This is a genomic window from Curtobacterium sp. USHLN213 (assembly GCF_037144815.1).
Classification (GTDB): domain Bacteria; phylum Actinomycetota; class Actinomycetes; order Actinomycetales; family Microbacteriaceae; genus Curtobacterium.
In genome coordinates this window covers 166,928-189,531 of record NZ_JBBCYQ010000007.1, presented here as the reverse complement: position 1 = coordinate 189,531, position 22,604 = coordinate 166,928, and the positions used below count along the sequence as shown (strand labels likewise).

At 72.0% G+C, this 22,604-nt stretch carries 23 protein-coding genes; 12 read left to right on the top strand and 11 right to left on the bottom strand.

What is annotated here, in order from left to right:
- Positions 1-16 precede the first annotated feature (16 nt).
- The 4 genes from WFH25_RS11710 to WFH25_RS11695 all read left to right on the top strand — a co-directional run bounded on the left by WFH25_RS11710 (position 17) and on the right by WFH25_RS11695 (position 3,410).
- The gene (locus WFH25_RS11710; protein ID WP_070416975.1) at positions 17-757 is read left to right on the top strand and encodes a lysophospholipid acyltransferase family protein; all 741 of its coding nucleotides are present in this window, start codon (positions 17-19) and stop codon (positions 755-757) included.
- A gap of 134 nt (positions 758-891) precedes the next feature.
- Entirely contained in the window at positions 892-1,251 is a 360-nt protein-coding gene (locus WFH25_RS11705; RefSeq protein ID WP_336697800.1) for a hypothetical protein, read from the top strand.
- Between the two features lie 20 nt (positions 1,252-1,271).
- Positions 1,272-2,501 (top strand): M23 family metallopeptidase, encoded by a 1,230-nt coding sequence (locus tag WFH25_RS11700; protein WP_336697799.1) that lies wholly within the window; start codon positions 1,272-1,274, stop codon positions 2,499-2,501.
- A gap of 60 nt (positions 2,502-2,561) precedes the next feature.
- Entirely contained in the window at positions 2,562-3,410 is an 849-nt protein-coding gene (locus WFH25_RS11695; protein ID WP_336697798.1) for an NAD(P)-dependent oxidoreductase, read from the top strand.
- On the opposite strand, the gene WFH25_RS11690 is transcribed toward WFH25_RS11695, so the two are convergent.
- Both WFH25_RS11690 and WFH25_RS11685 read right to left on the bottom strand, forming a co-directional pair.
- On the bottom strand, positions 3,407-3,667 hold the full coding sequence (locus WFH25_RS11690; protein WP_336697797.1) for a hypothetical protein: 261 nt from the start codon (positions 3,665-3,667) through the stop codon (positions 3,407-3,409). The genes WFH25_RS11695 and WFH25_RS11690 overlap by 4 nt on opposite strands.
- 9 nt (positions 3,668-3,676) lie before the next feature.
- On the bottom strand, positions 3,677-4,207 hold the full coding sequence (locus tag WFH25_RS11685; RefSeq protein WP_070419236.1) for a MarR family winged helix-turn-helix transcriptional regulator: 531 nt from the start codon (positions 4,205-4,207) through the stop codon (positions 3,677-3,679).
- A 198-nt stretch (positions 4,208-4,405) separates the two neighbouring features.
- On the opposite strand from WFH25_RS11685, the gene WFH25_RS11680 reads away from it, so the two are divergent.
- Positions 4,406-5,302 (top strand): alpha-E domain-containing protein, encoded by an 897-nt coding sequence (locus WFH25_RS11680; protein WP_070416970.1) that lies wholly within the window; start codon positions 4,406-4,408, stop codon positions 5,300-5,302.
- A gap of 127 nt (positions 5,303-5,429) precedes the next feature.
- On the opposite strand, the gene WFH25_RS11675 is transcribed toward WFH25_RS11680, so the two are convergent.
- On the bottom strand, positions 5,430-6,767 hold the full coding sequence (locus WFH25_RS11675; RefSeq protein ID WP_070419235.1) for an MFS transporter: 1,338 nt from the start codon (positions 6,765-6,767) through the stop codon (positions 5,430-5,432).
- Positions 6,768-6,772: 5 nt separating this feature from the next.
- On the bottom strand, positions 6,773-7,183 hold the full coding sequence (locus tag WFH25_RS11670; protein ID WP_070416969.1) for a MarR family winged helix-turn-helix transcriptional regulator: 411 nt from the start codon (positions 7,181-7,183) through the stop codon (positions 6,773-6,775).
- Between the two features lie 94 nt (positions 7,184-7,277).
- Between WFH25_RS11670 and WFH25_RS11665 the strand changes: the two genes are divergently transcribed.
- On the top strand, positions 7,278-8,030 hold the full coding sequence (locus WFH25_RS11665) for an SDR family NAD(P)-dependent oxidoreductase (RefSeq protein ID WP_336697796.1): 753 nt from the start codon (positions 7,278-7,280) through the stop codon (positions 8,028-8,030).
- A 352-nt stretch (positions 8,031-8,382) separates the two neighbouring features.
- On the opposite strand, the gene WFH25_RS11660 is transcribed toward WFH25_RS11665, so the two are convergent.
- Positions 8,383-8,652, bottom strand: a complete 270-nt coding sequence (locus WFH25_RS11660) for a hypothetical protein (protein ID WP_071303526.1) — start codon at positions 8,650-8,652, stop codon at positions 8,383-8,385.
- A gap of 11 nt (positions 8,653-8,663) precedes the next feature.
- Entirely contained in the window at positions 8,664-9,806 is a 1,143-nt protein-coding gene (locus WFH25_RS11655; protein WP_336697795.1) for an inorganic phosphate transporter, read from the bottom strand.
- 98 nt (positions 9,807-9,904) lie between these two features.
- On the opposite strand from WFH25_RS11655, the gene WFH25_RS11650 reads away from it, so the two are divergent.
- The 3 genes from WFH25_RS11650 to WFH25_RS11640 all read left to right on the top strand — a co-directional run bounded on the left by WFH25_RS11650 (position 9,905) and on the right by WFH25_RS11640 (position 12,466).
- The gene (locus WFH25_RS11650) at positions 9,905-10,780 is read left to right on the top strand and encodes an alpha/beta fold hydrolase (protein WP_071295057.1); all 876 of its coding nucleotides are present in this window, start codon (positions 9,905-9,907) and stop codon (positions 10,778-10,780) included.
- 79 nt (positions 10,781-10,859) lie between these two features.
- The gene (locus WFH25_RS11645) at positions 10,860-11,909 is read left to right on the top strand and encodes a lipoate--protein ligase family protein (protein WP_070416964.1); all 1,050 of its coding nucleotides are present in this window, start codon (positions 10,860-10,862) and stop codon (positions 11,907-11,909) included.
- Between the two features lie 44 nt (positions 11,910-11,953).
- Positions 11,954-12,466, top strand: a complete 513-nt coding sequence (locus WFH25_RS11640; protein WP_336697794.1) for a hypothetical protein — start codon at positions 11,954-11,956, stop codon at positions 12,464-12,466.
- Here WFH25_RS11640 and WFH25_RS11635 read toward each other — a convergent pair.
- On the bottom strand, positions 12,451-14,025 hold the full coding sequence (locus tag WFH25_RS11635) for an AAA family ATPase (RefSeq protein WP_336697793.1): 1,575 nt from the start codon (positions 14,023-14,025) through the stop codon (positions 12,451-12,453). The two genes, WFH25_RS11640 and WFH25_RS11635, sit on opposite strands and share 16 nt — an antisense overlap.
- Positions 14,026-14,267: 242 nt before the next feature.
- Between WFH25_RS11635 and WFH25_RS11630 the strand changes: the two genes are divergently transcribed.
- On the top strand, positions 14,268-14,597 hold the full coding sequence (locus WFH25_RS11630; protein ID WP_336697792.1) for a hypothetical protein: 330 nt from the start codon (positions 14,268-14,270) through the stop codon (positions 14,595-14,597).
- Between the two features lie 39 nt (positions 14,598-14,636).
- On the opposite strand, the gene WFH25_RS11625 is transcribed toward WFH25_RS11630, so the two are convergent.
- Positions 14,637-14,924, bottom strand: a complete 288-nt coding sequence (locus tag WFH25_RS11625; protein ID WP_070416961.1) for a GNAT family N-acetyltransferase — start codon at positions 14,922-14,924, stop codon at positions 14,637-14,639.
- 69 nt (positions 14,925-14,993) lie between these two features.
- Between WFH25_RS11625 and WFH25_RS11620 the strand changes: the two genes are divergently transcribed.
- Positions 14,994-16,373: a hypothetical protein gene (locus tag WFH25_RS11620; protein ID WP_336697791.1), complete on the top strand. Its 1,380-nt coding sequence runs from the start codon at positions 14,994-14,996 to the stop codon at positions 16,371-16,373.
- A gap of 46 nt (positions 16,374-16,419) precedes the next feature.
- On the top strand, positions 16,420-17,337 hold the full coding sequence (locus WFH25_RS11615) for a DNA-methyltransferase (protein ID WP_442892410.1): 918 nt from the start codon (positions 16,420-16,422) through the stop codon (positions 17,335-17,337).
- A gap of 8 nt (positions 17,338-17,345) precedes the next feature.
- Here WFH25_RS11615 and WFH25_RS11610 read toward each other — a convergent pair whose 3' ends face one another.
- The 3 genes from WFH25_RS11610 to pgm all read right to left on the bottom strand — a co-directional run bounded on the left by WFH25_RS11610 (position 17,346) and on the right by pgm (position 22,581).
- Entirely contained in the window at positions 17,346-19,826 is a 2,481-nt protein-coding gene (locus WFH25_RS11610; protein ID WP_336697789.1) for an MDR family MFS transporter, read from the bottom strand.
- Positions 19,827-20,013: 187 nt separating this feature from the next.
- Complete coding sequence (locus WFH25_RS11605) at positions 20,014-20,949, bottom strand: hypothetical protein (protein ID WP_336697788.1); 936 nt, start codon at positions 20,947-20,949, stop codon at positions 20,014-20,016.
- A 12-nt stretch (positions 20,950-20,961) separates the two neighbouring features.
- Positions 20,962-22,581 (bottom strand): phosphoglucomutase (alpha-D-glucose-1,6-bisphosphate-dependent), encoded by a 1,620-nt coding sequence (pgm, locus tag WFH25_RS11600; RefSeq protein ID WP_336697787.1) that lies wholly within the window; start codon positions 22,579-22,581, stop codon positions 20,962-20,964.
- Between the last annotated feature and the right edge of the window lie 23 nt (positions 22,582-22,604).

Genomic DNA, 22,604 nt, shown 5'->3' with positions numbered 1-22,604 from the left:
TCACGAGGAGGCCCGTGTGTCCGGATCGTCGAAGTACACCACGCTGAGCCGTGCCTTCGTGGCGCCGCTCGCTCGCATGATCTGGCGACCGCGGATCATCGGTCGGAAGAACATCCCGAAGCGTGGCCCGGTGATCCTCGCGAGCAACCACCGCTCGTTCATCGACTCCCCGACGATCGGCCTCCTCGCCCCACGGAAGGTGTTCTTCCTCGCGAAGAAGGAGTACTTCACGGGCAAGGGCTTCCGGGGCTCGGTGACGCGGGGCTTCTTCGAGGGCATCGGCGCGATCGGTGTCGAGCGGGGTGCGGGTTCGGCGGCGCAGGAGGCCCTCGACCTCGGGCTCGAGCGGCTCCGGGCCGGCGATGCGTTCGCGATCTACCCCGAGGGCACCCGGTCCCTCGACGGCCGTCTCTACCGGGGCCGCACCGGAGTGGCCTGGCTGGCCCTGACGAGTGGTGCACCCGTGGTGCCCGTCGCCCTCACCGGTACCCAGGACGTCCAGCCGGTGGGGTCGCGCGTCCCGAAGCTCGCGAAGGTCACGGTCGAGTTCGGGACGCCGCTCGACCTCTCCGGCTTCGGAGAGGCCTCGTCCGGCCGGGCTCGTCGCCACGCGACGGACGCCGTGATGGCGGCGATCCAGGAGCTCAGCGGACAGGAGCCCGCGAACGCCTACAACAACCCGCCGGCGACGATCGTCGAACGGGTGCGGCAGGTCCTCAGACGCGACGATCCGACGGCCGCGGTCGAGCCCGACTGACGAGCGCATACACGAAACATGCTATTGCACATCTGAAATACTGGTGGTTGAATGGAGTCGTGCCCAGGGGCACACTCCGACCGCGTCCCGCCCGAGAACGGGACGCCCGACCACCTGATCGGAAGGCAAGCAGCATGTCCTCCACGCCGCTCTTCGACTCCATCGCCCGCCGTGCCGAACGGCCGACCCCCGCTCCGGCGGCACCGGCAGCTCCGAGCGCGCCGACCATCTCCCGGGCCACGTTCGCCCCCGCGCCGACCTCGCCGATGACCGCCCCGGTCGAGCCGCAGGGCCCCGTGTTCGTCCCGGCGTCGCTCGTCGCCGCGATCGAGGCCATCCCGACGCGCGTGGTCGCCGCGACGACCGCCCACGCGGTGGCTCCGGAGCAGCTCGTCCTGGTCGAGGCCGTCGCCGACGCGATCACCCGCGCCGTGGTGGACGCCGTCGTGACCGAGCTCGAGCGCATCGCCCGCGACGGCGTCGTCCGCGCCTGAGCCGGCCCTCGACGAAGCCGATGTCCACGACGACGGACCGCCTGCCGATGCGCCCGCGGGGCGCCGCTCGCCACGCGGCGAACGCCCCGGCCGGGGTCGAGCCGGTCCCCACCCGTCGTGCTCGCCGTGCGGCAGAGCGTGCGGCGGCGGACCCGACCACCGCGCCCGGCACCGGCACCGGCACCGGCGCCACGCCGCTGCGCGCCGCCGCTCCGAGCATCGAGACGCCGGGCACCGACGTTCCGGGCACCGCCAGCCTCCGGCATCCCGATGTCCCCGCGGCGTCGCCCGCGCCGACACCCCCGGCGTCCGAGCCGTCGACCCCGCCGGCAGCCAGACCGTCGGCCCGCCGGGCTGCGTCGGCCCCGCTGGCCGTCCCGGTCGTGTCCCCGACCGTGACGACCGGAGCCGTCACCCACTCGACCACCGGGGCGGCGGTGTCCCCTCCCGCCGCCCCGGTCTCCACCAGCGCAGGGAACCCGCAGCCCCTGCCGTCGCGACGGACGCTGCGCACCGAGACGCTCGCAATCCGCCCCACTGCCCTCGGGCATGCCGTCACCCAGGCGATCACGCTGCCGCTCCGTTCGATCGGCTCGGCCTTCGCGTCCGCACGGGCCGTCCCGCTCACCGCGACCGCCGTCGCCGCGTGCCTGTTCGTCACCGTCGCCACACCGCAGACGGCGACCGCAGCGAGCGCGACGTCGATGCTCCCCGCGCTCGACGTGCAGGAGTACACGACCTCGGCGACGTCGACCGCCCGCGCCGAGCGGGACGGCTTCGCGATCGGCCGGGCACCCGAGCGTCGTGCGGCAGCGGCTCCGACGTCCGAGCCGGCTTCCGGCGCCTCGGCGGCGAGGCCCGTCGCGGGGACGATCCCGGTAGCGGGCGGCTTCGGCTCGCGGTGGGTCAGCGGCTGCGGTGCCTGTTCGACGAACCACCAGGGGCTCGACTTCGCCGCGCGCGAGGGGACGGCCGTCGTCGCGGCGATGTCCGGACGCGTGGTGTCCGCCGGGGTCGTCGGCGGGTACGGCAACCAGGTCCTGCTGCAGCACGCCGACGGCTCCCAGACCCGGTACGGGCACCTCTCCCAGATCGGTGTGCGGGTGGGTCAGACCGTGACGGCGGGGCAGCGCATCGGCGCCGTGGGGAACACCGGCGTCTCGACCGGGTCGCACCTGCACTTCGAGGTCCTCCACGGTGGGGTGGCGGTCGACCCGGCGGTGTGGCTCCGGGACCGCGGACTGCTCTGATCGACGGCGCGTACCGTCGAACGGGCGACCGCACGGTGCGGCGCAGGGACGGAGACGCGCGTGCGGGTGACGGTACTGGGGACCGGGGCGATGGGTGCCGGGGTGGCTGGGTCGCTGCTCCGCGAGGGCCACACGGTGACCGTGTGGAACCGGAGCGCCGACAAGGCCGCTCCGCTGGGTGAGCAGGGTGCGACCGTGGCGGACGACCCCGGTGCAGCGGTGACCGATGCCGAGGTCGTGCTGCTCACGCTCTTCGACACGGACGCGGTGGTGGACGTCCTCGAGGCCTCCGCGGGCGACGCCCCGACCGACGCCGTGTGGGTGCAGTGCTCCACGATCGGCGTCGCCGGCACCGAGACCGTCGTGCAGCTCGCCGCGAAGTACGGGATCACCCTCGTCGAGGCGACGATGCTCGGCACGAAGGCACCCGCTGAGCAGGGCACCCTGACGATGCTCGCCGCCGGCCCTGCGGACGTGCTCGACCGCATCGACCCGGTGCTCGACGCGATCGGCGCGAAGACCGTGCGTGCGGGGGATCAGGTCGGTGCCGGGACCGCGCTCAAGCTCGCGGCGAACGCCTGGATCGCGTCGATCACGGCCGCGACCGGGCAGTCGCTCGCGGTCGCGAAGTCGCTCGGGCTGGACCCGGCGCTCTTCCTCGAGGCGATCGACGGCAGCGCCAGCGACTCGGCCTACGCGCACGCCAAGGGCGGGTCGATCATCGAGGGATCGTTCCCGGCGCAGTTCGCGCTCGACGGTCTCCGGAAGGACATCGGCCTCATCACCGACGCCGCGCGCAGCACGGGGGTGTCGACGGTCCTGCTCGACGCACTGGGCCGGGTCTACGCCGACGCCAGCGCTGCGGGACACGGCGGCGACGACATCGCTGCCGTCGGCACGGCGTTCTAGCGCAGGTCGTCACGCCGGGCCGTGCGGCGCTCGTCCCGTCCGAGGAACCGTCGGAGTGCGTTCGTCAGGCGCCCCACGGTTTCGTCGTTCATCGTGTTGGCGAGGTCGAACGCCTCGCGCGCGGGATCGGCACCGGCCTGGATCCGACGGAGTGCGGCGTCCGCGCGGGCCCGGGCGTCGAGCTCCGCCAGGGGCATGTCGTCCTCGGGGTCGTGCGGCGCGGGCGTCGCGGTGCCGTCGGTGCCCGTGTCTGCCATGCCAGCAGGCTACGCGGACCGGCTGACGCGGTGCCCACGACCGGCGACGTCGACGCCGTCCACGACGCGGACCATCTCGTCGAGGAACGACACGATGACGGCCATGTCGTCGGTCGACAGGTGCTCGGTCGCCTCGACCGCGCGGGAGTCGAGCTGGTCGATCACCCGGAGCACCTGGCGCATCGAGCCACCGGACGCGGTCAGGATGACGCCGCGACGGTCGTTCGGGTCCGGGTGGCGTTCGACGTGCCCGCTCCGGACGAGCCGGTCGACGAGTGCCGACGTCGACGCCGGGGTGATGTCGAGGTGCTCGGCGAGGTCCTTCGCATTGACCGTGCGGCCGGCCTCTTCGGCGTCGAGGAGTGCGCGGAGGGCGAGCAGGGCGTTCTCGCCGATGCCCAGTGCCTCACGCGCGCGTCGCTGTGCCGCGCTCTCGGCGCTCCGGTACCTGCGGAGTGCGTTCAGCACGTCCACCGCGTCGACCCGGGAATCCTCGCCGTACCAGAACCCCGCGGCGCTCGTCGTCACCTCGGTACTCATGGTCACAATGCTAGACGCTCTAGTTAGATTGTCTAGCGAGCGCGGAGAGTGGACCGGGGACGCACGCCGGACGTCCAGGATCGGACCCGGCACACGGGCGCACCAGCGGGGTCCGCTCAGAGCCGCAACACCCGTGACGCGGCGACGAAACACCCTCGCAATCCCCGGTCAGTAGGTTCACGGCATGCAGGAGCCGACGTGCTGAGCCGACTCGCGGGGAGCGTGTTCCACGTCGGGAGCGCCGTGGAACGGGCCGAGGTCGTCGCGCGCATGCTCGACGTGTACGTCGCCCGCGGTGAGCCCGCCGGGGTCGAGCACGACCGGGCGGTCGCCGCCGAGCTCCGGGCGGTCGTGGGGGCCGCGGGACCGGCGAACGACCCGGACCGGGCGTCGACGATCGACTCCCTCGCCCTCGACCGGCACGAACCGGCGTCCATCGCGTCGGCCGTCGCGGTCGCGCGGGACAACGCGCGGCGTGCCCGTGAGGTCGTCTCCACCGAACTGTGGGACTGCCTCAACGTCACCCGGTCGCGGATGCCCCGCAAGGTCGCGCCCGATCGTGCCCATGAGTTCCTGGCGTGGGTGCGGGAGCGCAGCGCCCTGGCGATCGGGGTCGTCGAGGCCGATGCGAGCCACGACGAGGTCTGGGAGTTCTTCACGCTCGGCCGTGCGCTGCAGCGGTGTTCGGCCACGGCGCGACTGCTCGCGTCGGGGCTGCTCGACCCGGAGTCGGGTGCGTCCTGGACGACGGCGCTCCGGGCGTGCGGCGCCGGCGAGGCGTTCCAGCGCGGCCGCGACCACCACACGCCCGGGCCGGAGGACGCCGCGGCGTTCCTGCTCCTGGACGAGCACAGTCCGCGGTCGCTGCGGTTCCTCGCGCGGCGGGCGGACGAGTGCCTCGCCGACGTGGCGCCGTCGTGCATCGCCGACGAGGTGCGTGCGTTCGCGGACACCCGAGCGGGCCTCGAGTCGGTGTCCGACGACGGCGCGGTCCTGGCAGCCCGCGCCGCGGGGGAGCGGCTCGCGGCGGCGGCGGACCTGGTGGTGCAGGCCCTCGACGAACGCGTCTTCGCCGCGCCCGAACCCGCGCGCTGAGCCGCGCTGAACGCGCGCTGAGCCGCGCCCGAACCCGTGTGCCGGACCGCGCCCTGGACCGATGTGACGACGGACGGGAGGCGCGGTGCGGGGCCGACCCGCGCCTCCCGTCCGTCAGGCGGTCACGTCAGACCGCGCTGGACCGGTCCGCGACCGCCTCGTCGCGCTCCAGGTCCTGCCGCAGCGCCGCGCGCGACGCGCGGGTCCCCACGACCGGCACCGCGTGCGTGATCGCCAGGTGCAGCCGGGTGTCCGCGTCGTACCGCACCCGGAAGCGCTCGTACCGGATGAGCCACACGAGCGCGATCGCCAGGGCCACGAACCCCGATGCCGCGCCGACGGCGATGGCCCAGCGCGGACCCCACGCGTCGGCGACGGCGCCGACGATCGGGGCGCCGATGGGGGTGCCGCCCGCGAAGATCGCCATGTAGAGGGCCATCACCCGTCCGCGCATCGCGGGCTTCGTGGTGGTCTGGACGAGGGCGTTCGCGGTCGTCATGAACGTCAGCGACGCGAGTCCGACGAACACCAGGACGATCGCGAACGACCAGTACGTCGGGGCGACGGCGGCCGCGACGCAGGCCAGGCCGAACCCGGCGGAGGCGACGACGAGCGTGCGCATCCGCGGGCGGTCGCGGCGTGCGGAGAGCAGGGCGCCGGCGACCGAACCGATCGCCATGACCGAGTTGAGCAGGCCGAACTCGCCCGCCCCCTTGTGGAACTCGACGCGGGCCATGGTCGAGGTGAAGATCGGGAAGTTCACGCCGAAGGTCCCGACGACGAAGATCATGCAGAGCACGACGATGATGTCCGGCCGCGTCCGCACGTACTGGAAGCCCGCGAGGATCTGCCCCTTGCCGCGCTTCGGCCGGATCCGCTCGGCGAGCTGTGCGGGGTCGACGAAGCGGAGCGCGATGAGCACGGCCAGGAACGAGGCGGCGTTGATGACGAACACCCAGCCGGAGCCGATCGCCGCGATGAGCACGCCGGCGACCGCGGGGCCGATGAGCCTGGCGGCGTTGAAGGAGGCCGAGTTGAGCGCCACGGCGTTGGCGACGTTCTCGCCCTGCACGACGTCGGACACGAAGGCCTGGCGGATCGGGGTGTCGAACGCGGCGACGATGCCGAGCGCGAGGGCGAACCCGTAGAGCGACCAGATCGTGGCGGTGTCGGTCAGCACCATGATGCCGAGCCCCAGGCCGAGGGCGCCCATCAGCCCCTGCGTCAGCATGAGCATCTTGCGCCGGTCGAACCGGTCGGCGGCGAGCCCGGTCAGGGGCAGGAGGAGCAGCTGCGGACCGAACTGCAGGGCCATCGTGATGCCGACCGCGATGGCGTCGTTGTCGGACAGCTTCGTCAGGACGATCCAGTCCTGGGCGGTGCGCTGCATCCAGGTGCCGACGTTGGACACCAGGGCGCCGGCGAACCAGATGCGGTAGTTGCGGCCGGACAGGGAGCGGAACATGGCGGTCACTGCTGGGCCAGCCTCCTCATGATCTCGGTGGCGTCCGCGAGGGTCCGCCGTTCTGCGTCGGTGAGCTCGGCGAGCCGCGGGGTGAGCCAGCCGTCCCGACGACGACGGGTCTCCTCGACGAACGCGGCACCGGCACCGGTCGCCCCGAGCAGGACCTTGCGGCGGTCATCGCCGTGGTCGCCCTTCGAGACGAGGCCGCGCTCGACGAGGACGGCGATCGTCTTCGTCATCGACGGTGGGGTGACGCCGTCCTGCCGGCTGAGTTCGGCGAGGGTCATCGGGCCGTCGCGGTGCAGTCGGGCGAGCGCGGAGAACTGGGCATCGCTGACGGTGGTGTCGGCCTTCTGTGCACGGAGCGTGCGGGAGAGGCGGTTCACCGCGATGCGGAGGTCGGTGGCGTCGGTCACGGGTCGTTAGCCTAGCAAATTAGTTCAGCGAACGAACTGATTTTCGGGTGTATCGTGCTGTTGAACAACAGGTGTTGTCCAGAGAGAAGGAATCATGTCCGAGTTCGAGGGCAAGGTCGCCATCGTCACCGGTGGCGGCAGCGGGATCGGCGAGGCCGTCGCGAAGGAGCTCGCCGCTGCGGGCGCGACGGTCGTCGTCACCGACATCAAGCTCGACGCCGCACAGCGGGTCGTGACGTCGATCGAGGAAACCGGCGGGACGGCGAGTGCGTTCGAGGCCAACTCGGCCGTCGCCGCCGACAACGAGCGCATGGTGCAGTTCGCCGTGGACACCTACGGAGCCCTGCACCTCGCGGTGAACAACGCCGGCATCGGCGCCGCACCGCAGCCCATCGGCGAGTACGACGTCGCCGCGTGGGACCGCGTGCGTGCGGTGGACCTCGACGGGGTGTTCTACGGCCTCCGCTACGAGATCCCCGCGATGGTCGCCGCCGGCGGTGGTGCGATCGTGAACATGTCGTCGGTGCTCGGCTCGGTCGGCATCGCGCAGAACGCCGCCTACGTGGCGTCGAAGCACGCGCTGGTCGGCCTGACGAAGGTCGCCGCCCTCGAGTACACGGCGCAGGGCGTCCGGACGAACGCGGTCGGCCCGGGCTTCATCGACACGCCGCTCGTGCGCGCGTCGCTCTCGCCCGAGGCGCTCACCGCGCTCGAGGCCGAGCACGCGGCGAGGCGCCTCGGCACCGATGCCGAGGTCGCGGCCCTGGTGCTGTTCCTGCTCAGCGACAAGGCGTCCTTCATCAGCGGCAGCTACCACCTGGTCGACGGCGGCTACAGCGCCCACTGAGGCGCTGCGTCCGCGCGCGGGCGCGGGCGCCGGCGCCGCATGGTGAGCAGAAATGGTCGGGTCCGGCGTGCGGACCCGACCATTTCTGCTCACCGAGCGCGCGCCTGCGCGCGCCTGGGCGCGCCTGCGGGCGCGGGCGTTCGCGCGTCCCGCGCCGTCGGACGGGAGGCGCGACGGGCGTGAGCGGGTCTGCACACGCGAGCCGCGCCTCCCGTCACGCATGGTGAGCAGAAACGGTCGGGTCCGGCGTGCGGACCCGACCGTTTCTGCTCACCAAGCGCGCGCCCGCGCGCCCGCGCGCCCGCGCGCCCGCGCGCCCGCGCGCCCGCGCGCCCGCGCGCCCGCGCGGCGCTCAGTGGAACTGCGGGATCGTCATCCAGATGCCGAAGAGCACGGCAGCGATGCAGACCGCGAAGCACAGCCCGGCACCCGCCAGCGCGAGCGGGGGCGTGTGGCCGGACCTCGGGGTCTCCTGCGCGTACTGGGTGTGCTCGCCCCCGGCGTCGACCGGTTGGCCGGTGCCGAGCAGCCGCAGCCCGAGCGTGTAGAGGAGCACCACGCCGACCGCGGCCACGAAGCCGACCCCCGCGACGGTGCCGATGCTGGTGAAGTCGATGTCCATCGTCGTCCCCTTCAGTTCCGGGCCGCGACGGGCTCGCGCTCGGCCTCGTCCGCGGTGATGTCCTCGTGCGAGACCGGGCGCCGCTTGGCGAGGGCGTAGAACGTGAGGCCTGCGGCCAGGGCGAGCACCGCGACCAGGACGAGCCCGATGGTGGACGTCGACGCGACCCAGGTGGCGAGGGCACCGACGACCGCGGCTGCGGGCAGCGTGATCACCCACGCGACGACGATGCGACCGACGACCGACCAGTGCACGTCGGCGAGCTTCTTGCCGAGGCCGGAGCCGATCACCGAGCCGCTCGTGACGTGGGTGGTCGAGAGCGCGAAGCCGAGGTGCGAGGACACGAGGATCGTCGCCGCCGAGCTGGTCTCCGCCGCGAAGCCCTGCGGGGACTGCACGTTGGAGATCTTCTTGCCGACGGTCTGCATGATCCGCCAGCCGCCCATGTAGGTGCCGAGGCCGATCGCGAGGCCGCACGCCAGGATCACCCAGAGCGCCGGGCCGGTACCGGCGGACTGGTAGTTCGCGGCGATGAGGGTGAGCGTGATGACGCCCATCGTCTTCTGCGCGTCGTTCGTCCCGTGGGCGAGCGACACGAGCGACGCCGAGATCGTCTGGCCGTGCCGGAAGCCCGTGGCTGCACCGTGGGTGGTCGCGTTCTTCGTCAGCGTGTAGGCGATGTACGTCGCGACGAGGGCGATGACGCCCGCGATGACGGGGGAGAGCAGGGCCGGCAGGACGACCTTCGAGACGACCGTCGCCCAGTCGACCGAGTTCAGGCCCGCGCCGATGATCGACGCGCCGATGAGCCCGCCGAAGAGCGCGTGCGTCGAGGACGACGGGAGGCCGAAGTACCAGGTGGCGAGGTTCCAGAGGACGGCGCCGACGAGTCCCGCGAAGATCATGGTCGGCGAGATGTGGATGCCGTCCTGCCCCTCGCGGATGATGCCCTGCGAGACGGTCTTCGCGACCTCGGTGGACAGGAACGCGCCGACCACGTTGAGGACGGCGGAGATGAGCACGGCGGTGCGGGGCTTGAGGGCACCCGTGGCGACCGAGGTGGCCATGGCGTTCGCGGTGTCGTGGAAGCCGTTCGTGAAGTCGAACACGAGGGCCACCACGATCACCAGCACGACGGTGACGAGGACGTCCATGCGCGAGACGCTAGGCCTGCTCCGAACCCGCTGCGTGAACGCCGGGTGAACACCGGCGGCCACCTGGCTGCGTCCGACCCGTCTGCGAGGATGCTCACGTGCCCACCTTCTCCGCAGCGCGAGGCGACGCCTCGTTCACCGACGCGCACGGCGTCGAGATCGTCTACTCGACCTGGCGTGCGGCGCGTCCGAAGGGCATCGTGCAGATCGCGCACGGGGTCGGCGAGCACGGACTCCGGTACGAGCCGCTCGCGCAGGACCTCGTCCGCGCGGGCTGGACCGTGCACGCGAACGACCACCGCGGGCACGGTCGGACCGGCCTCGCGCAGTGGGACGGCGACCACGCCAAGCTCGGACGGCTCGGCCCCGGGGGCCTGCGGGCCGCGATCGCGGCCGTCGAGCAGATGAGCGCCGTCGCGCGCGAGGACACCCCCGGCGTCCCACTCGTGCTGCTCGGCCACTCGTGGGGCTCGCTGATGGCCCAGCGGATCGTGAACACGTCGTCCGGGTCCTACGACGGGGTCGTCCTCTCCGCGAGCGCGTACCGGTTGCCGGGGTGGATGAACAGCGGCGACCTGAACGCCCGGCACGCGGGCTCGGGGCCGACGAAGTTCGAGTGGCTCACCCGGGACCGGGCGGTCATCGAGGCCGTCGCGGCCGACCCGCTCGCGGTCGAAGCGGACGTCATCGGCCTCTTCGGGCTGCGGGACGCCCTCCGGCTGCTCGGGGTCCCGCGTCGGGGCATCGCGCACGACCTGCCGATGCTGCTGCAGGTCGGCTCCGAGGACTCGCTCGGCGGCCCGCGGTCGGTCGAGCGCCTCGCGCAGGCGTACCGGCGGCGCGGTGGGCTCTCCGACGTCACCGTGCGGGTGTACGAGGGGGCGCGGCACGAGGTCTACAACGAGACCAACCGCGACGAGGTCGTCGCGGACCTGGTCGCGTGGCTGGACCGGGCGGTCGCGCGCACGTCCTGAGACGGTACCGGCTGACGGCCAGGAGGCGCGGGGCGGCGCCGCCCCGCGCCTCCAGTCCGACGCGGCGTAGGCTCGTGGTGTGCACGGTGAGTACAAGGTCCCGGGAGGCAAGCTGGTCGTCGTCGACCTCGAGGTCGTCGACGGGGTGATCGACCAGTTCCGGCTCGCCGGGGACTTCTTCCTCGAACCGGACGACGCGCTGCCGCTCATCGACGCCGCCGTGGACGGGCTGCCGGCCACGACCGATGCCGCGGGCATCGCCGCCGCCGTCCGTGCCGCCCTGCCGGAGGACGCCGTCCTGCTCGGGTTCACGCCCGAGTCCGTCGGGGTCGCCGTCCGCCGTGCCCTGTCGCGCGCGTCGACCTGGCGTGAGTACGACTGGGAGATCATCCACGAGGGGCCGATCAGCCCGAACGAGCACCTCGCGCTCGACCAGGTCCTCACGGAAGAGGTCGGGGCCGGTCGCCGCGGCCCGACCCTGCGCATCTGGGAGTGGGACCAGCCGGCCGTCGTCATCGGGTCGTTCCAGTCCCTCAAGAACGAGGTCGACCCCGAGGGTGCCGCGAAGTACGGCGTCGAGGTCGTCCGTCGGATCTCCGGCGGCGGCGCGATGTTCATGGACGCGGGCGCGATCATCTCGTACTCGCTGTACGTGCCGACCGACCTCGTGCAGGGCATGACCTTCGCCGACTCGTACGCGTACCTCGACGAGTGGGTGATCGAGGCGCTGAAGTCCCTCGGCATCGAGGCCTACTACCAGCCGCTCAACGACATCTCGTCGACCAAGGGCAAGATCGGCGGCGCAGCACAGAAGCGGCTCGGCACCGGATCGCTGCTGCACCACGCCACCATGAGCTACGACATGGACGGCGAGAAGATGGTGCAGGTGCTCCGCATCGGTCGCGAGAAGATGAGCGACAAAGGGACGACCTCGGCTGCGAAGCGCGTCGATCCGCTGCGCTCGCAGACCGGCCTCACCCGTGCGGAGATCATCGACCGGCTCATCGCGACCTTCACGAAGCTGTACGGGGCGCACGAGGGGCACGTGACCGCGGACGAGCGGCGGCGGGCGCAGGAGCTCGTGGCGTCGAAGTTCGCGACGCGGGAGTGGCTCGAGCGCGTCCCCTGATCGGGCGGCTGTCGACCGCGCACGGCACCCCCTAGGGTCGGCAGGTGCGCAGATCACCCCGTCCGTTGTCGGTACTCGTCGGAGTCGGCCTCGTCGCGACCGCCCTCGCGGGGTGCTCGGACGGTGCGCCGGACGACGCCTCGAGCGACGCACAGTCCGGGCTGCAGCGGTGGACGTCGCTGATGGAGACGGCGATCACCGACCCCGAGCACGGTCGCGGTGGGGCCGGGGGTTCCGGCGAGGGCATGGTGACCCTCGAGAACGTCCCGGCCGGCGACTGGGACCTGCTGCTCGCGTGCAACGGTGTCGACGGCGAGTACTTCCGCGCGACGGCCGGAGCCGACGTCGCGGACGTGCTCGGGCGGACGGACGCTCCGTGCGGGGCCACGACGCGGATGTCGATCACCGTGCCGGAGCCCGGCGGACTGACGCTCCGGGCGCGACCGCTCAGCGATGCGCCGGAGGCGGTCCGGCGTGGTGACGTGGTGACGTACTGGTACGTGGGCGTCGTGCCGAAGGGGTTCGAAGCCGGACAGCGGACCTACGACCTGGGCTGATCGTCCTCGTCGTCGTTGGCGTCGTCGTCGTCGGCGGGGGCACGGAGGACAAGGTCGATGGCGCCCGACGACCGGCCCGGGCGGAGGAAGGCCTGGTTCACGGGCGCGACGTACGAGCCACTGAAGGTGACCTCGTGCTCGGCGTCGTCCTCCTCGTCGTCGTCGGGCTCGCCGGTGTCATCGGTGTCGTCGGCGGAGCGGGTTCCGAGCAGCTTCCGGGTCAGGGCGCTCCGCTCGGTGAGCAGCGAGTCGAGCGCTGCACGCAGGTCGACGTCCGCGGGCTCGGCACCGCGCAGGGCCGCACCGAGGACGCTCCGCCGCATGAGCTCCTTGGCGAAGGAGCCCGTCGTGCCCTCGGCACGCTCGGCCGCCTCGGCGAGGGCGGCCTCGGAGAAGGGCAGCGAGCCGGCGTACCGACGGAAGAGCCGGACGCGCTCGGGCAGGGCGGGGAGCGGGATCTCCACGGCGAGGTCGACCCGGCCGGGACGGTCCGCGAGGGCGCGTTCGAGCACGGACACCCGGTTCGTGGTCATCACGAAGGCGACGTCCGCGTCGCCGTCGAGCCCGTCGAGGGCGTCGAGCACCTCGAACAGCAGCGGCTGCGGGGAGCTGAGGCGTTCCATCGCGACGAGGTCGATGTCCTCCATCACGACGAGTGACGGCTGGAACGTCCGGGCGATCTCGGCCGCGGCACCGATCGCCGCGATGCTCGAGCCGGTGAGCAGGATCGCGGTGACCCCGGTCGTCCGGGTGAGGAGGTGCCGGATCGTGAGCGTCTTGCCCGTCCCGGGAGGGCCGTAGAGGAGCACACCGCGCTTGAGGTGCTGTCCGGCCGCGAGGAGCGCCGCACGCTGCTCGCCGATCCCCACGACGTGGTCGACCACCTCGTCGAGCACGCCCGCGCCGAGGACGACGTCCTCGGCATCGACCTCGGGTCGGCGCAGGAACGTCGCCCCGGCATCGGACCCGTACTCGGACTGCACGAACGACAGGACCTGACCGCGCAGCACGCTCCGCTCGATCATCAGGGCACGGAGGCGGAGCAGGAACGCGGTGGCGGCGTCCTGGTCGGGGGAGAGGATCTCGAGGCTGGCGCGCCCACGGCCGTACTCCGGCTTGGCCGACCGCTGGACGACCGCGACCGGAGCGTCGTCGAAGGTGAGGAACCGGAGGCCGAACGACACGACCCGACGGGTGGTGTCGGCACCGGTGGCCCGGGTGGCGTAGCTCACGGGGCCGGGCGCCCACCGCATGTGGGGGTTCGCGATGAACTCGCTGACGGAGCTGTGGAACCGGCTGTCGTCGCCCGCGATGCCGACGAGGGCGTCGGGGTCGGTGCCGGCGAGCTCCTCGAGGGCGATGTCGGCGTCGACGAGGCGGTGGTCGGGGAACTCCTCGGTGACCACGGGGACCGACTGTGGGTCGACGCCGAGGTGGGCGCCGATCCGTTCACCGATTGGTGTGGTCACCGCCTGCTGTTCGGCGGCGGCGAGTTCGTTCGCCTTCTCGATGTAGCGGGCGAACGCCCGCATGAGGTCCCGGTCTGCGTCGTCGAGCACGTCGCCATCCTGGCACGCAGCGCTGGAACGCGTCCGGCCGCACGGTCCGCACGTGGTCGGCCGCCCGGACGGTCGGGGGCACTGTGGGGTTCCTGCCGCACGTGGTCGGCCGCCCGGAGAGGGGGGTTCCGGACGGCCGCAGGACCAGTGTGGGTGTCGTCCTGAAGAACGAGCCATGTGGATCGTGAGAATCCTCCGCGCGGCGGATGTCCCCGTCCGATCACCGACGTAGCGTCGTGTGCGTGAACTGGTTGATCCTCCTGGGGGCGGCGGCCGCCGCGGCCGTCGTGATGTGGATCGCCGATCGCGTGGGGTGGATCGACCTGTCGAACAAGGCCACGCGCAGCGGCGGATCCGGCGGTGTGGTCTCGATGATGGACGAGGTGTTCGCGCCGACCCGTCACGAGACGCAAGCGGAGTACGAACGGCAGTCGCGCCTCCCGAGGGAAGCACCGACGCCGGCGGACGACGACCACGACCTGCTCAGCGGGAGCGTGCTCATCAAGGTGCCGGCGGTGCGCAGCGCCGGTCGGCACGCGGTGCGGGCCGGGACGCACGACCGGTCGTACTGACGACTCGTCCTGGCGGGAGCCGGCAACGCGCGGGCCGCGTCAGCGGGTCGTGAGCTCCTGGTAGTCCGGGTGCCGCTCGATCCAGGCCGCGACGTAGCTGCACTGCGGGACGACCCGGCGCGAGGACCCCGAGCGGACGTCGTCCAGCGCGTGCTCGACGAGGATCGAGGCGTGACCACCGCCGCGGTGCGCGGGGTCCACCTCGGTGTGGACGAAGCGGATCTCGTCGCCGTCGACCTCGTACGCCGCGAAGCCGATCACCTCGCCGTCCTCGACGAGGGAGTACTGCTGCTTGTCGGTGTCGTTCCGGACCTCGGGTGTCGCCATGGAGCAGACGCTACGCCCCTCCCGAAGAAGGGCCTGTGTGCGCGCTGGACGCCGGGCTAGGGTCTGATCGTGCAGCACGAGACGACCCCGCCGTTCCGCTTCCGGACGCCTCCCGGGTGGCCGACACCCTCCGCCGAGTGGGTGGAACTGCACCAGGCCGCCGAGCCCGCACCGGGGTGGTCGCCCGCACCGGGGATCCCGCCCGCACCCGAGGGCTGGCGCTTCTGGGCCCCGGTACCGCGGTCGTTCCGGGGTTTCGTGCCGGCCGCAGCCCGCCGCGTCCGCGTCGCGCAGTGGATCGGCCTCGTGGTGGCGATCCTCGCGCTCGCCGCGGTCATCGTCGTCGCGGCGCTCGGTGGTCTGGCCGTGGTCGGACTCCTGCCGCTCGTGGCCGGGATCGCGGTACTGGTGGTGTGCTCCGCGCGGGCGGGCGAGCTCGCTGACCGGACCGCGGCCTCGATCCGGGACGATGCAGCGGTGTGGCGGCGGACGGAGGTCCCGGCGCGGGCACGGGCGGCGTTCCCGGACCTCGACGAGGACGCAGCCGTGGCTGCCTGGGAGGCGGCGGCGTGGGGGCTGCCCACCGTGCGGCCGTTCGTGGCGGACACAGCACCGAAGCGTTCGCCGTTGCGCCACCGCACTCGTACGGTCGTCGCCGTGACCGCGGGTGCCGCCGCGCTCGTGCTCGTCGTCGGCGCGACGACGGCCGTCGACCCGGTCGTCCGTGCCTTGCAGAGCGACGGGCAGACGCTCGCGTACGGACTCCAGGACACCGCACCCGACGGCAGCGTCCCGGACGACAGCGGCCCGGACGACGACGCACCGGACCAGGACGCACCGGACGCGGGGGACCAGGCGCCGTGGACCTCGGACGACGGCACGGTCACCGCGTCGTTCATCGGCGACGACGAGACGTGGCAGGCGACCTGCGGAGCGATCGACTTCGCGGACGGCTGCTGGTCGTGGCAGATCGACAGCGAGTGCGACGGGCCGGCCCGGGTCACGGTCGGGTTCTCCGCCACCGAGGGCGGTGACGACGTGCGCACCGACACCCGCACGGTCGTGCTGACCTCCGGGCGACCGCTCGTCCTCACCGAGCAGGGGTCCGAGGAGTGGGGCGGCATCCGCGACGTCACCTGCTCCACCGCACCGGAGCACCCCGTGGCGCTGACCCGGAGCCCGCTCGACTCCGACGCCGAGGACGCCGACGGCTCCTGGCCGGACGGCTGCGTCGACTACGGCTGCGCCGGGTGGGAGGTCACACCCGACACGTCCTGCGACTCGGCGACCGTGCAGTTCTCCGTCGACGAGGAGGTCGCGACGCTGCCCGGTCCGCACGACCTCGTGGTGGCGACGGCACTGCGCGCGGGCGAACCGGTGGACGTCTGGGCCGGCGGCGCGTGGCTGCCGGAGGACGACGCGACGATCTCCCAGGTGACCTGCGGCTGAGCCCGGCCCGCGGACTCCGCGGGGACGGGACGCCGCGTGGACCAGAATGGTGCACGTGCACAGCGGCGACGATCGAGGACCGGACCGGGTGGTCCTCGGCGACAACCTCGACGTCCTGCCGACCCTGGCGGACGGCTCGTTCACGCTCGTGTACCTCGACCCGCCGTTCAACACCGGCCGCTACCAGCGTCGGCACGCGAGCGCCGCGGTCCGCGAGCCGACGGTCGGCGACGAGGCCGCAGCTGCCGATCGCCGGCGCGAGCGGGTGACGGGTTTCCGAGGGAGCTCCTACGAGCGCGTCCGCGGCGACCTCATGCGCTTCGACGACCGGTTCGAGGACTACTGGTCGTTCCTCGAACCGCGGCTGTTCGAGGCGTGGCGGCTCCTCGCCGAGGACGGCACCCTCTACCTCCACCTCGACTACCGCGAGTCGCACTACGCCAAGGTCCTGCTCGACGCCCTGTTCGGCCGGGAGTCCTTCCTCAACGAGATCGTCTGGGCGTACGACTTCGGTGCGAAGTCCCGGTCACGGTGGCCGACGAAGCACGACACGATCCTCGTCTACGTGAAGGACCCGTCGCGGTACTGGTTCGACTCCGAGGCGGTCGATCGTGAGCCCTACATGGCACCGGGACTCGTCACGCCCGAGAAGCGTGCGCGCGGCAAGCTCCCGACGGACGTGTGGTGGCACACGATCGTGTCCCCGACCGGCAGGGAGAAGACCGGCTACCCGACGCAGAAGCCCGAGGGCGTGCTGCGCCGCATCGTGCAGGCCTCGTCGCGCGAGGGCGACTGGGTCCTCGACTTCTTCGCCGGCAGCGGGACGACGGGCGCGGTGGCCCGCGCGCTCGGCCGGCGGTTCGTGCTCGTGGACGACAACCCGGTCGCCGTCGACGTGATGCGCCGACGACTGCCGGGGGCGTCGTTCGACGTGGTCAGCCCGTCGGACGCATCGACGGGCTGACCACGTCGCTACTCGGCTGAGTGACGCCCGTGCCCGTGCTCGTCGGGCCTGGAGGCGCGGCTCGCCTCCGCAGCGTCGCCGCCGGTGGTGTCCGTGGTCGCGTCCGTTGCGGCGTGCGCGGCTCGGGTGCGGATCGCGCCCGTGGTGGTGGGCGGCTCGTCGACCGGCGCGGCGGCGGAGTGCGCGCCGTGCGTGGTCGCGTCGGGCAGCGGTGCGCGGGTGCCGTCGAGGGAGACGGTGGAGGCACCGCCGGCTGCTCCGCCCGACCGGGTCGTCGACTGCCCGACACCGACACCGACCGCGGAACCGGCCGAGCGCGGCTGCGAGACCACGTCCGGCGAGGTCGGCACGACCGCCATCGAGCCGGTGTCCGGCGAGACGAGCGATCCCGTCCGGGCGGCTGCGTGCTGGGCGTCCACGGTCAGGCGGTCCGCGTCGGCGGTCGCCCGCTCGTTGTCCGCGCGCTCGGTGTTCGCCTGCTCCTGCAGTGCCGAGACCTTGCGGAGCGGCGGCACGCGGAAGAACCAGGTGAGCACGAAGGCGAGCAGGATCACGGCGAGGCCGACGTAGTAGACGACCACGGCGGAGTCGCTGAACCCGACGAGGAACGGCCGGGTGAGGCGCTTGTCCGCGCCGTTGAGGAACGACGTGTCGCTCGTCGACGAGCTGGTCGAGGAACTCGCGCTCGAGTCACCACTTTTGAGCTGCTCGACGAGCGTCGGAGCGACCTCGTCGACGACGTTCTGGCGCTGGTCGGCGTTCGAGTAGTCCACCTGCAGCGTGCCGTCCACGACCTCGGCGTTCGCCTTCGACGCGGCGGTCTCGAGTGCCTGCTGCTCGGCGGCGGGCTTCGCGGCGGCGACCTGCTGGGCGATGACCGTGTCCGCCGAGGCCTCGGGGACCGTGCCGGCCGCGACCTGCTGCTGGACGGCAGCGGTGACCTGCTTCGTGACGGCGGCGTCCGCGGCCTCCTTGGCCTGGGCGGCGCCCTTGTCGAGACCGTCCTGGACGTTCTGCTGCACCGGGTCGACGATCTTGTTCCAGATCTGGTCCATCACGCCCTTGTTGTCCGACGCGTTCGCGACCGACGGGGTGAGTGCGGCGTTCAGGGCGCTCTTCAGGTCTCCCTCGTTCTGCATCGCCGTCGTGATGTTCGTCGGCATGAGCGTGAACAGGACGGACAGCAGCACGGCGGTGCCCATGGTGCCGCCGATCTGGCGGAAGAACGTGGCGGCGCTCGTCGCGACGCCGATGTCCCGCGGGCTGACGGAGTTCTGCGCCGCCAGGGTCAGGGTCTGCATGAGCTGCCCGAGCCCGAGGCCGATGCCGAACATGCCGAGCATCAGGAACCAGAGGGGGCGTTCGGCGGTGAGGAACGTCAGGACGGTGAACCCGATGGCCGTGAACGCCGTGCCGGTGATCGGGAAGACCTGGTAGTTGCCGGTCCGCGAGATGATCTGGCCCGAGGCGATCGACGAGATCATCAGACCGAGCACCATCGGGAGCATCGCGAACCCGGACTCGGTCGGCGTGACGCCCTTCACGATCTGCAGGTACAGCGGGATGGTGAGCATCGCGCCGAACATGCCGAAGCCGACGAGGACCGACAGGATCGCCGACATCGAGAACACCCGCGAGCCGAACAGCTTCAGCGGCAGGATCGCGTCGTCGCCCATCGCCCGTTCGACGATGATGAACGCGATGAGCCCGAGCGCACCGATCGCGTAGCAGGCGAAGGCGCCGGGGGAGTCCCAGCCCCACTCGCGGCCCTGCTCGGCGATGAGGAGCAGCGGCACCAGGGTCACGATGACGAGCGTCGCGCCCCACCAGTCGATCCGGGGCTTGCCGCGGTCGCCGAACTTCGGCAGGTGCAGGAAGGTCAGCACCATGAAGAGCGCGATGATGCCGATCGGCACGTTGATCAGGAACACCCAGCGCCACCCGGCGATGAACAGCAGCTGGTCCGCCCCGGCGAAGACACCGCCGACCAGCGGGCCGATGACGCTCGAGATGCCGAAGACCGCCAGGAAGTAGCCCTGGTACTTGGCGCGCTCGCGCGGGGCGAGCATGTCGCCCATGATGGCGAGCGGCAGGGACATCAGACCGCCGGCGCCGAGGCCCTGCAGTGCGCGGAAGCCGGCGAGCATGAGCATCGAGGTCGAGAACGACGCGGCGAACGACCCGACGATGAAGATGCCGATCGCGGTGAGGAACAGCGGACGCCGGCCGAAGATGTCGGACAGCTTGCCGTAGATCGGCGTCGTGATCGTCGACGCGATGAGGTAGCCGGTCGTCACCCAGGCCTGCTGGTCGAGGCCGTGCAGGTCGTCGCCGATCGTGCGGATCGCGGTGCCGACGATCGTCTGGTCGAGGGCGCCGAGGAACATCCCCGCCATCAGGCCGTAGATGACCAGCAGGATCTGCCGGTGGTTCATCACGGCGTTGGACGAGGTGGTGGGTGCCGCGGGTGCGGTCGCGGTCTGGGTCATGTGCAGGGTCTCCCGGAAACTTTGCGCTGGCTGCAAAGTTACATCTGCCGCAAGGTGAAGGGTCGCGCCGGAGTGGGTTCCTGAGTGGATCGGCAGCACCGGCACCGGTTTCGGTGGCGTCTGTCGGAACGCCCTCGTGAGCGCTCCCGACGCCGTCACAGTACGCCCGAGCGTGACGTGCGGTGCGTCAGGACGCTGCGGCGGCCTGTTCGAGGGCTTCTTGGAACCGCTCGTCCACCTCGATGCGCATCGCGCCCGTCTCGTCGTCGAAGCCGGACACCGCGCTGACCCGGCCGTTGCGCGAGAAGTACAGCAGGGGGCTCAGCACCCCGCCGGGCAGGCCGTGCTCGCCGTCCGTGAGCACCTGCACGACCAGGCTGGCGAGCATCTGCACCGAGGTGATGCTCGACGCGTCACGGATCGGGACGGCGAGCAGGAGGTGCCGGTGCGGGATCGCGAACACCGTGCCGAACCCGGCGGCGCCGAAGAGCGCCGGGAGGTTGACCGCCTTCGACGCGACGAACAGGGACTCGCCCTCGACGATGAACACCCCGGGGGCGATCTCGGCGTGCTCGTCCACCGGTTCGTCGTCGGTGCCCAGCTGCCCGAAGGCGAAGAGCTCGTCGATGCCGAGCGCGAGCCGCGGCAGGGTCGGACCCGACAGCGTGCTCACCATCGTCGGGTAGTCGACGCACAGCCCGAGCACCAGCCCGGGAGCGAACGGTCGGGCGTAGTCGAGGTCGGTGGGGTCGGACGGGCCGGCGCCGAGGCCCGTGCCGCCGTCCACGCTGGGGTCCGGCAGGATCCGCAGTCGGATACGCTGCCGCAGCTCGTCGGCGCCGAGCTCCTCGGGTGCCGGCTCGCTGTACGCCTGGATCATCCGGTCGAAGTGCTCGGCGACCATGTCGGCCTGCACGTCCGGGGTCTCACCGTGCACCTGCGCCGCGAGGTTCTCGAGCAGGAAGACCCGGCCGTCGGCGCCGACCAGGCGAGCCTGCTCGCCGGCCGGCACCTCGACCGTGGTCTCCATGCCGCGCTCGGCGAGGGCTCGCTGGGCGAGCACCACGAGCGTCGGGGCGGGCTCGTCGTGCCGATCGTCCTGCTTCCGGCCGAACCACCCCATCCGCGCCGGACCTCAGGCCCCGAGTGCGGCGTCGACGATCTCCTTGGCTTCGCGCTGCACCTGTGCGAGGTGCTCCTGCCCGACGAAGCTCTCGGCGTAGATCTTGTAGACGTCCTCGGTGCCGGACGGGCGGGCCGCGAACCACGCCTTGTCGGTGACGACCTTCACGCCGCCGACGGCCGCGTCGTTGCCCGGAGCCCTCGACAGCTTCGCCGTGATCGGGTCGCCCGCGAGGGTCTCGGCGGTGATGGCGTCACCGTCGAGCTTCGACAGGCGGGCCTTCTGCTCCTTGCTCGCGGCGGCGTCGACACGCTGGTAGACCGGGGCGCCGAAGCGTTCGGTCAGCTCGTCGTAGAGCTGCGACGGGGTCTTGCCGGTGACCGCGATGATCTCCGACGCCAGGAGCGCCAGGATGATGCCGTCCTTGTCGGTGGTCCACGCGGTGCCGTCCTTGCGGAGGAACGACGCGCCCGCCGACTCCTCGCCGCCGAAGGCCACGGAACCGTCGATCAGGCCCGGGACGAACCACTTGAAGCCGACCGGGACCTCCCACAGGCGACGACCGAGGGACTCGGCCACGCGGTCGATGATGCTCGACGACACGAGGGTCTTGCCGATCGCGGCGTCGTCGCGCCAGGCCGGACGGTGCGCGTAGAGGTACTCGATCGCCACGGCGAGGTAGTGGTTCGGGTTCATCAGGCCGCCGTCGGGCGTGACGATGCCGTGCCGGTCGGAGTCGGCGTCGTTGCCGGTGAGGACGTCGTAGTCGTCCTTGCGCGCGACGACCGAGGCCATCGCGCTCGGGCTCGACGGGTCCATCCGGATCTTGCCGTCCCAGTCGAGGGTCATGAACGACCAGGTGGGGTCGACGTCCGGGTTGACCACCGTGAGGTCGAGCCCGTAGTGGTCGCGGATTCGGTTCCAGTAGGGGAGCGACGCACCACCGAGCGGGTCGGCGCCGATCTTCACGCCGGCACGCTTGATCGCGTCGATGTCGATGATGTTCTCGAGGTCGGCGACGTAGGCGCCGAGGAAGTCGTAGCGGTCGGGCGAGGCGTGTTCGGTGCGCTGGACCTCGGCGTTGCCGCCGGCGATGATCGCGTTCGCGCGCTCGGCGATCCAGCTCGTCGCGTCACTGTCCGCCGGGCCACCGTGCGGCGGGTTGTACTTGAAGCCGCCGTCGCGGGGCGGGTTGTGGCTGGGCGTGATGACGATGCCGTCCGCCGTGTCCGCGTTGCCGGCACGGTTGTACGCGATGATCGCGTGGCTGAGCGCCGGGGTGGGGACGTAGCCGTTCTCGCTGTCGGCGAGGACGTGCACGCCGTTGGCGGCGAGGACCTCGAGCGCGGTGCGTTCGGCGGGGCCGGACAGCGCGTGCGTGTCACGGCCGATGAAGAGCGGGCCGTCGGTGCCCTGCAACGTGCGGTACTCGACGATCGCCTGCGTGATCGCGGCGATGTGGGTGTCGTTGAACGCGGAGTCCAGCGAGGAGCCGCGGTGGCCCGAGGTGCCGAAGACGACCTTCTGCTCGGGGACGGAGACGTCCGGGACGCGGTCGTGGTACGCGGCGATGAGGGCGTCGAGGTCGACGAGGTCGTCTGCAGTGGCAGGGGTGCCGGCGCGGTCGTTCATGCGTCCATCCTGGCATCGCGCGG

Coding starts and splice junctions, on each gene's coding strand:
- WFH25_RS11700 (WP_336697799.1), top strand. CDS start 1,272: ATGTCCACGACGACGGACCGCCTGCCGATGCGCCCGCGGGGCGCCGCT.
- pgm (WP_336697787.1), bottom strand. CDS start 22,581: ATGAACGACCGCGCCGGCACCCCTGCCACTGCAGACGACCTCGTCGAC.
- WFH25_RS11615 (WP_442892410.1), top strand. CDS start 16,420: ATGGTGCACGTGCACAGCGGCGACGATCGAGGACCGGACCGGGTGGTC.
- WFH25_RS11690 (WP_336697797.1), bottom strand. CDS start 3,667: ATGGCAGACACGGGCACCGACGGCACCGCGACGCCCGCGCCGCACGAC.
- WFH25_RS11685 (WP_070419236.1), bottom strand. CDS start 4,207: ATGAGTACCGAGGTGACGACGAGCGCCGCGGGGTTCTGGTACGGCGAG.
- WFH25_RS11605 (WP_336697788.1), bottom strand. CDS start 20,949: ATGGGGTGGTTCGGCCGGAAGCAGGACGATCGGCACGACGAGCCCGCC.
- WFH25_RS11625 (WP_070416961.1), bottom strand. CDS start 14,924: ATGGCGACACCCGAGGTCCGGAACGACACCGACAAGCAGCAGTACTCC.
- WFH25_RS11665 (WP_336697796.1), top strand. CDS start 7,278: ATGTCCGAGTTCGAGGGCAAGGTCGCCATCGTCACCGGTGGCGGCAGC.
- WFH25_RS11705 (WP_336697800.1), top strand. CDS start 892: ATGTCCTCCACGCCGCTCTTCGACTCCATCGCCCGCCGTGCCGAACGG.
- WFH25_RS11660 (WP_071303526.1), bottom strand. CDS start 8,652: ATGGACATCGACTTCACCAGCATCGGCACCGTCGCGGGGGTCGGCTTC.
- WFH25_RS11655 (WP_336697795.1), bottom strand. CDS start 9,806: ATGGACGTCCTCGTCACCGTCGTGCTGGTGATCGTGGTGGCCCTCGTG.
- WFH25_RS11675 (WP_070419235.1), bottom strand. CDS start 6,767: ATGTTCCGCTCCCTGTCCGGCCGCAACTACCGCATCTGGTTCGCCGGC.
- WFH25_RS11610 (WP_336697789.1), bottom strand. CDS start 19,826: ATGACCCAGACCGCGACCGCACCCGCGGCACCCACCACCTCGTCCAAC.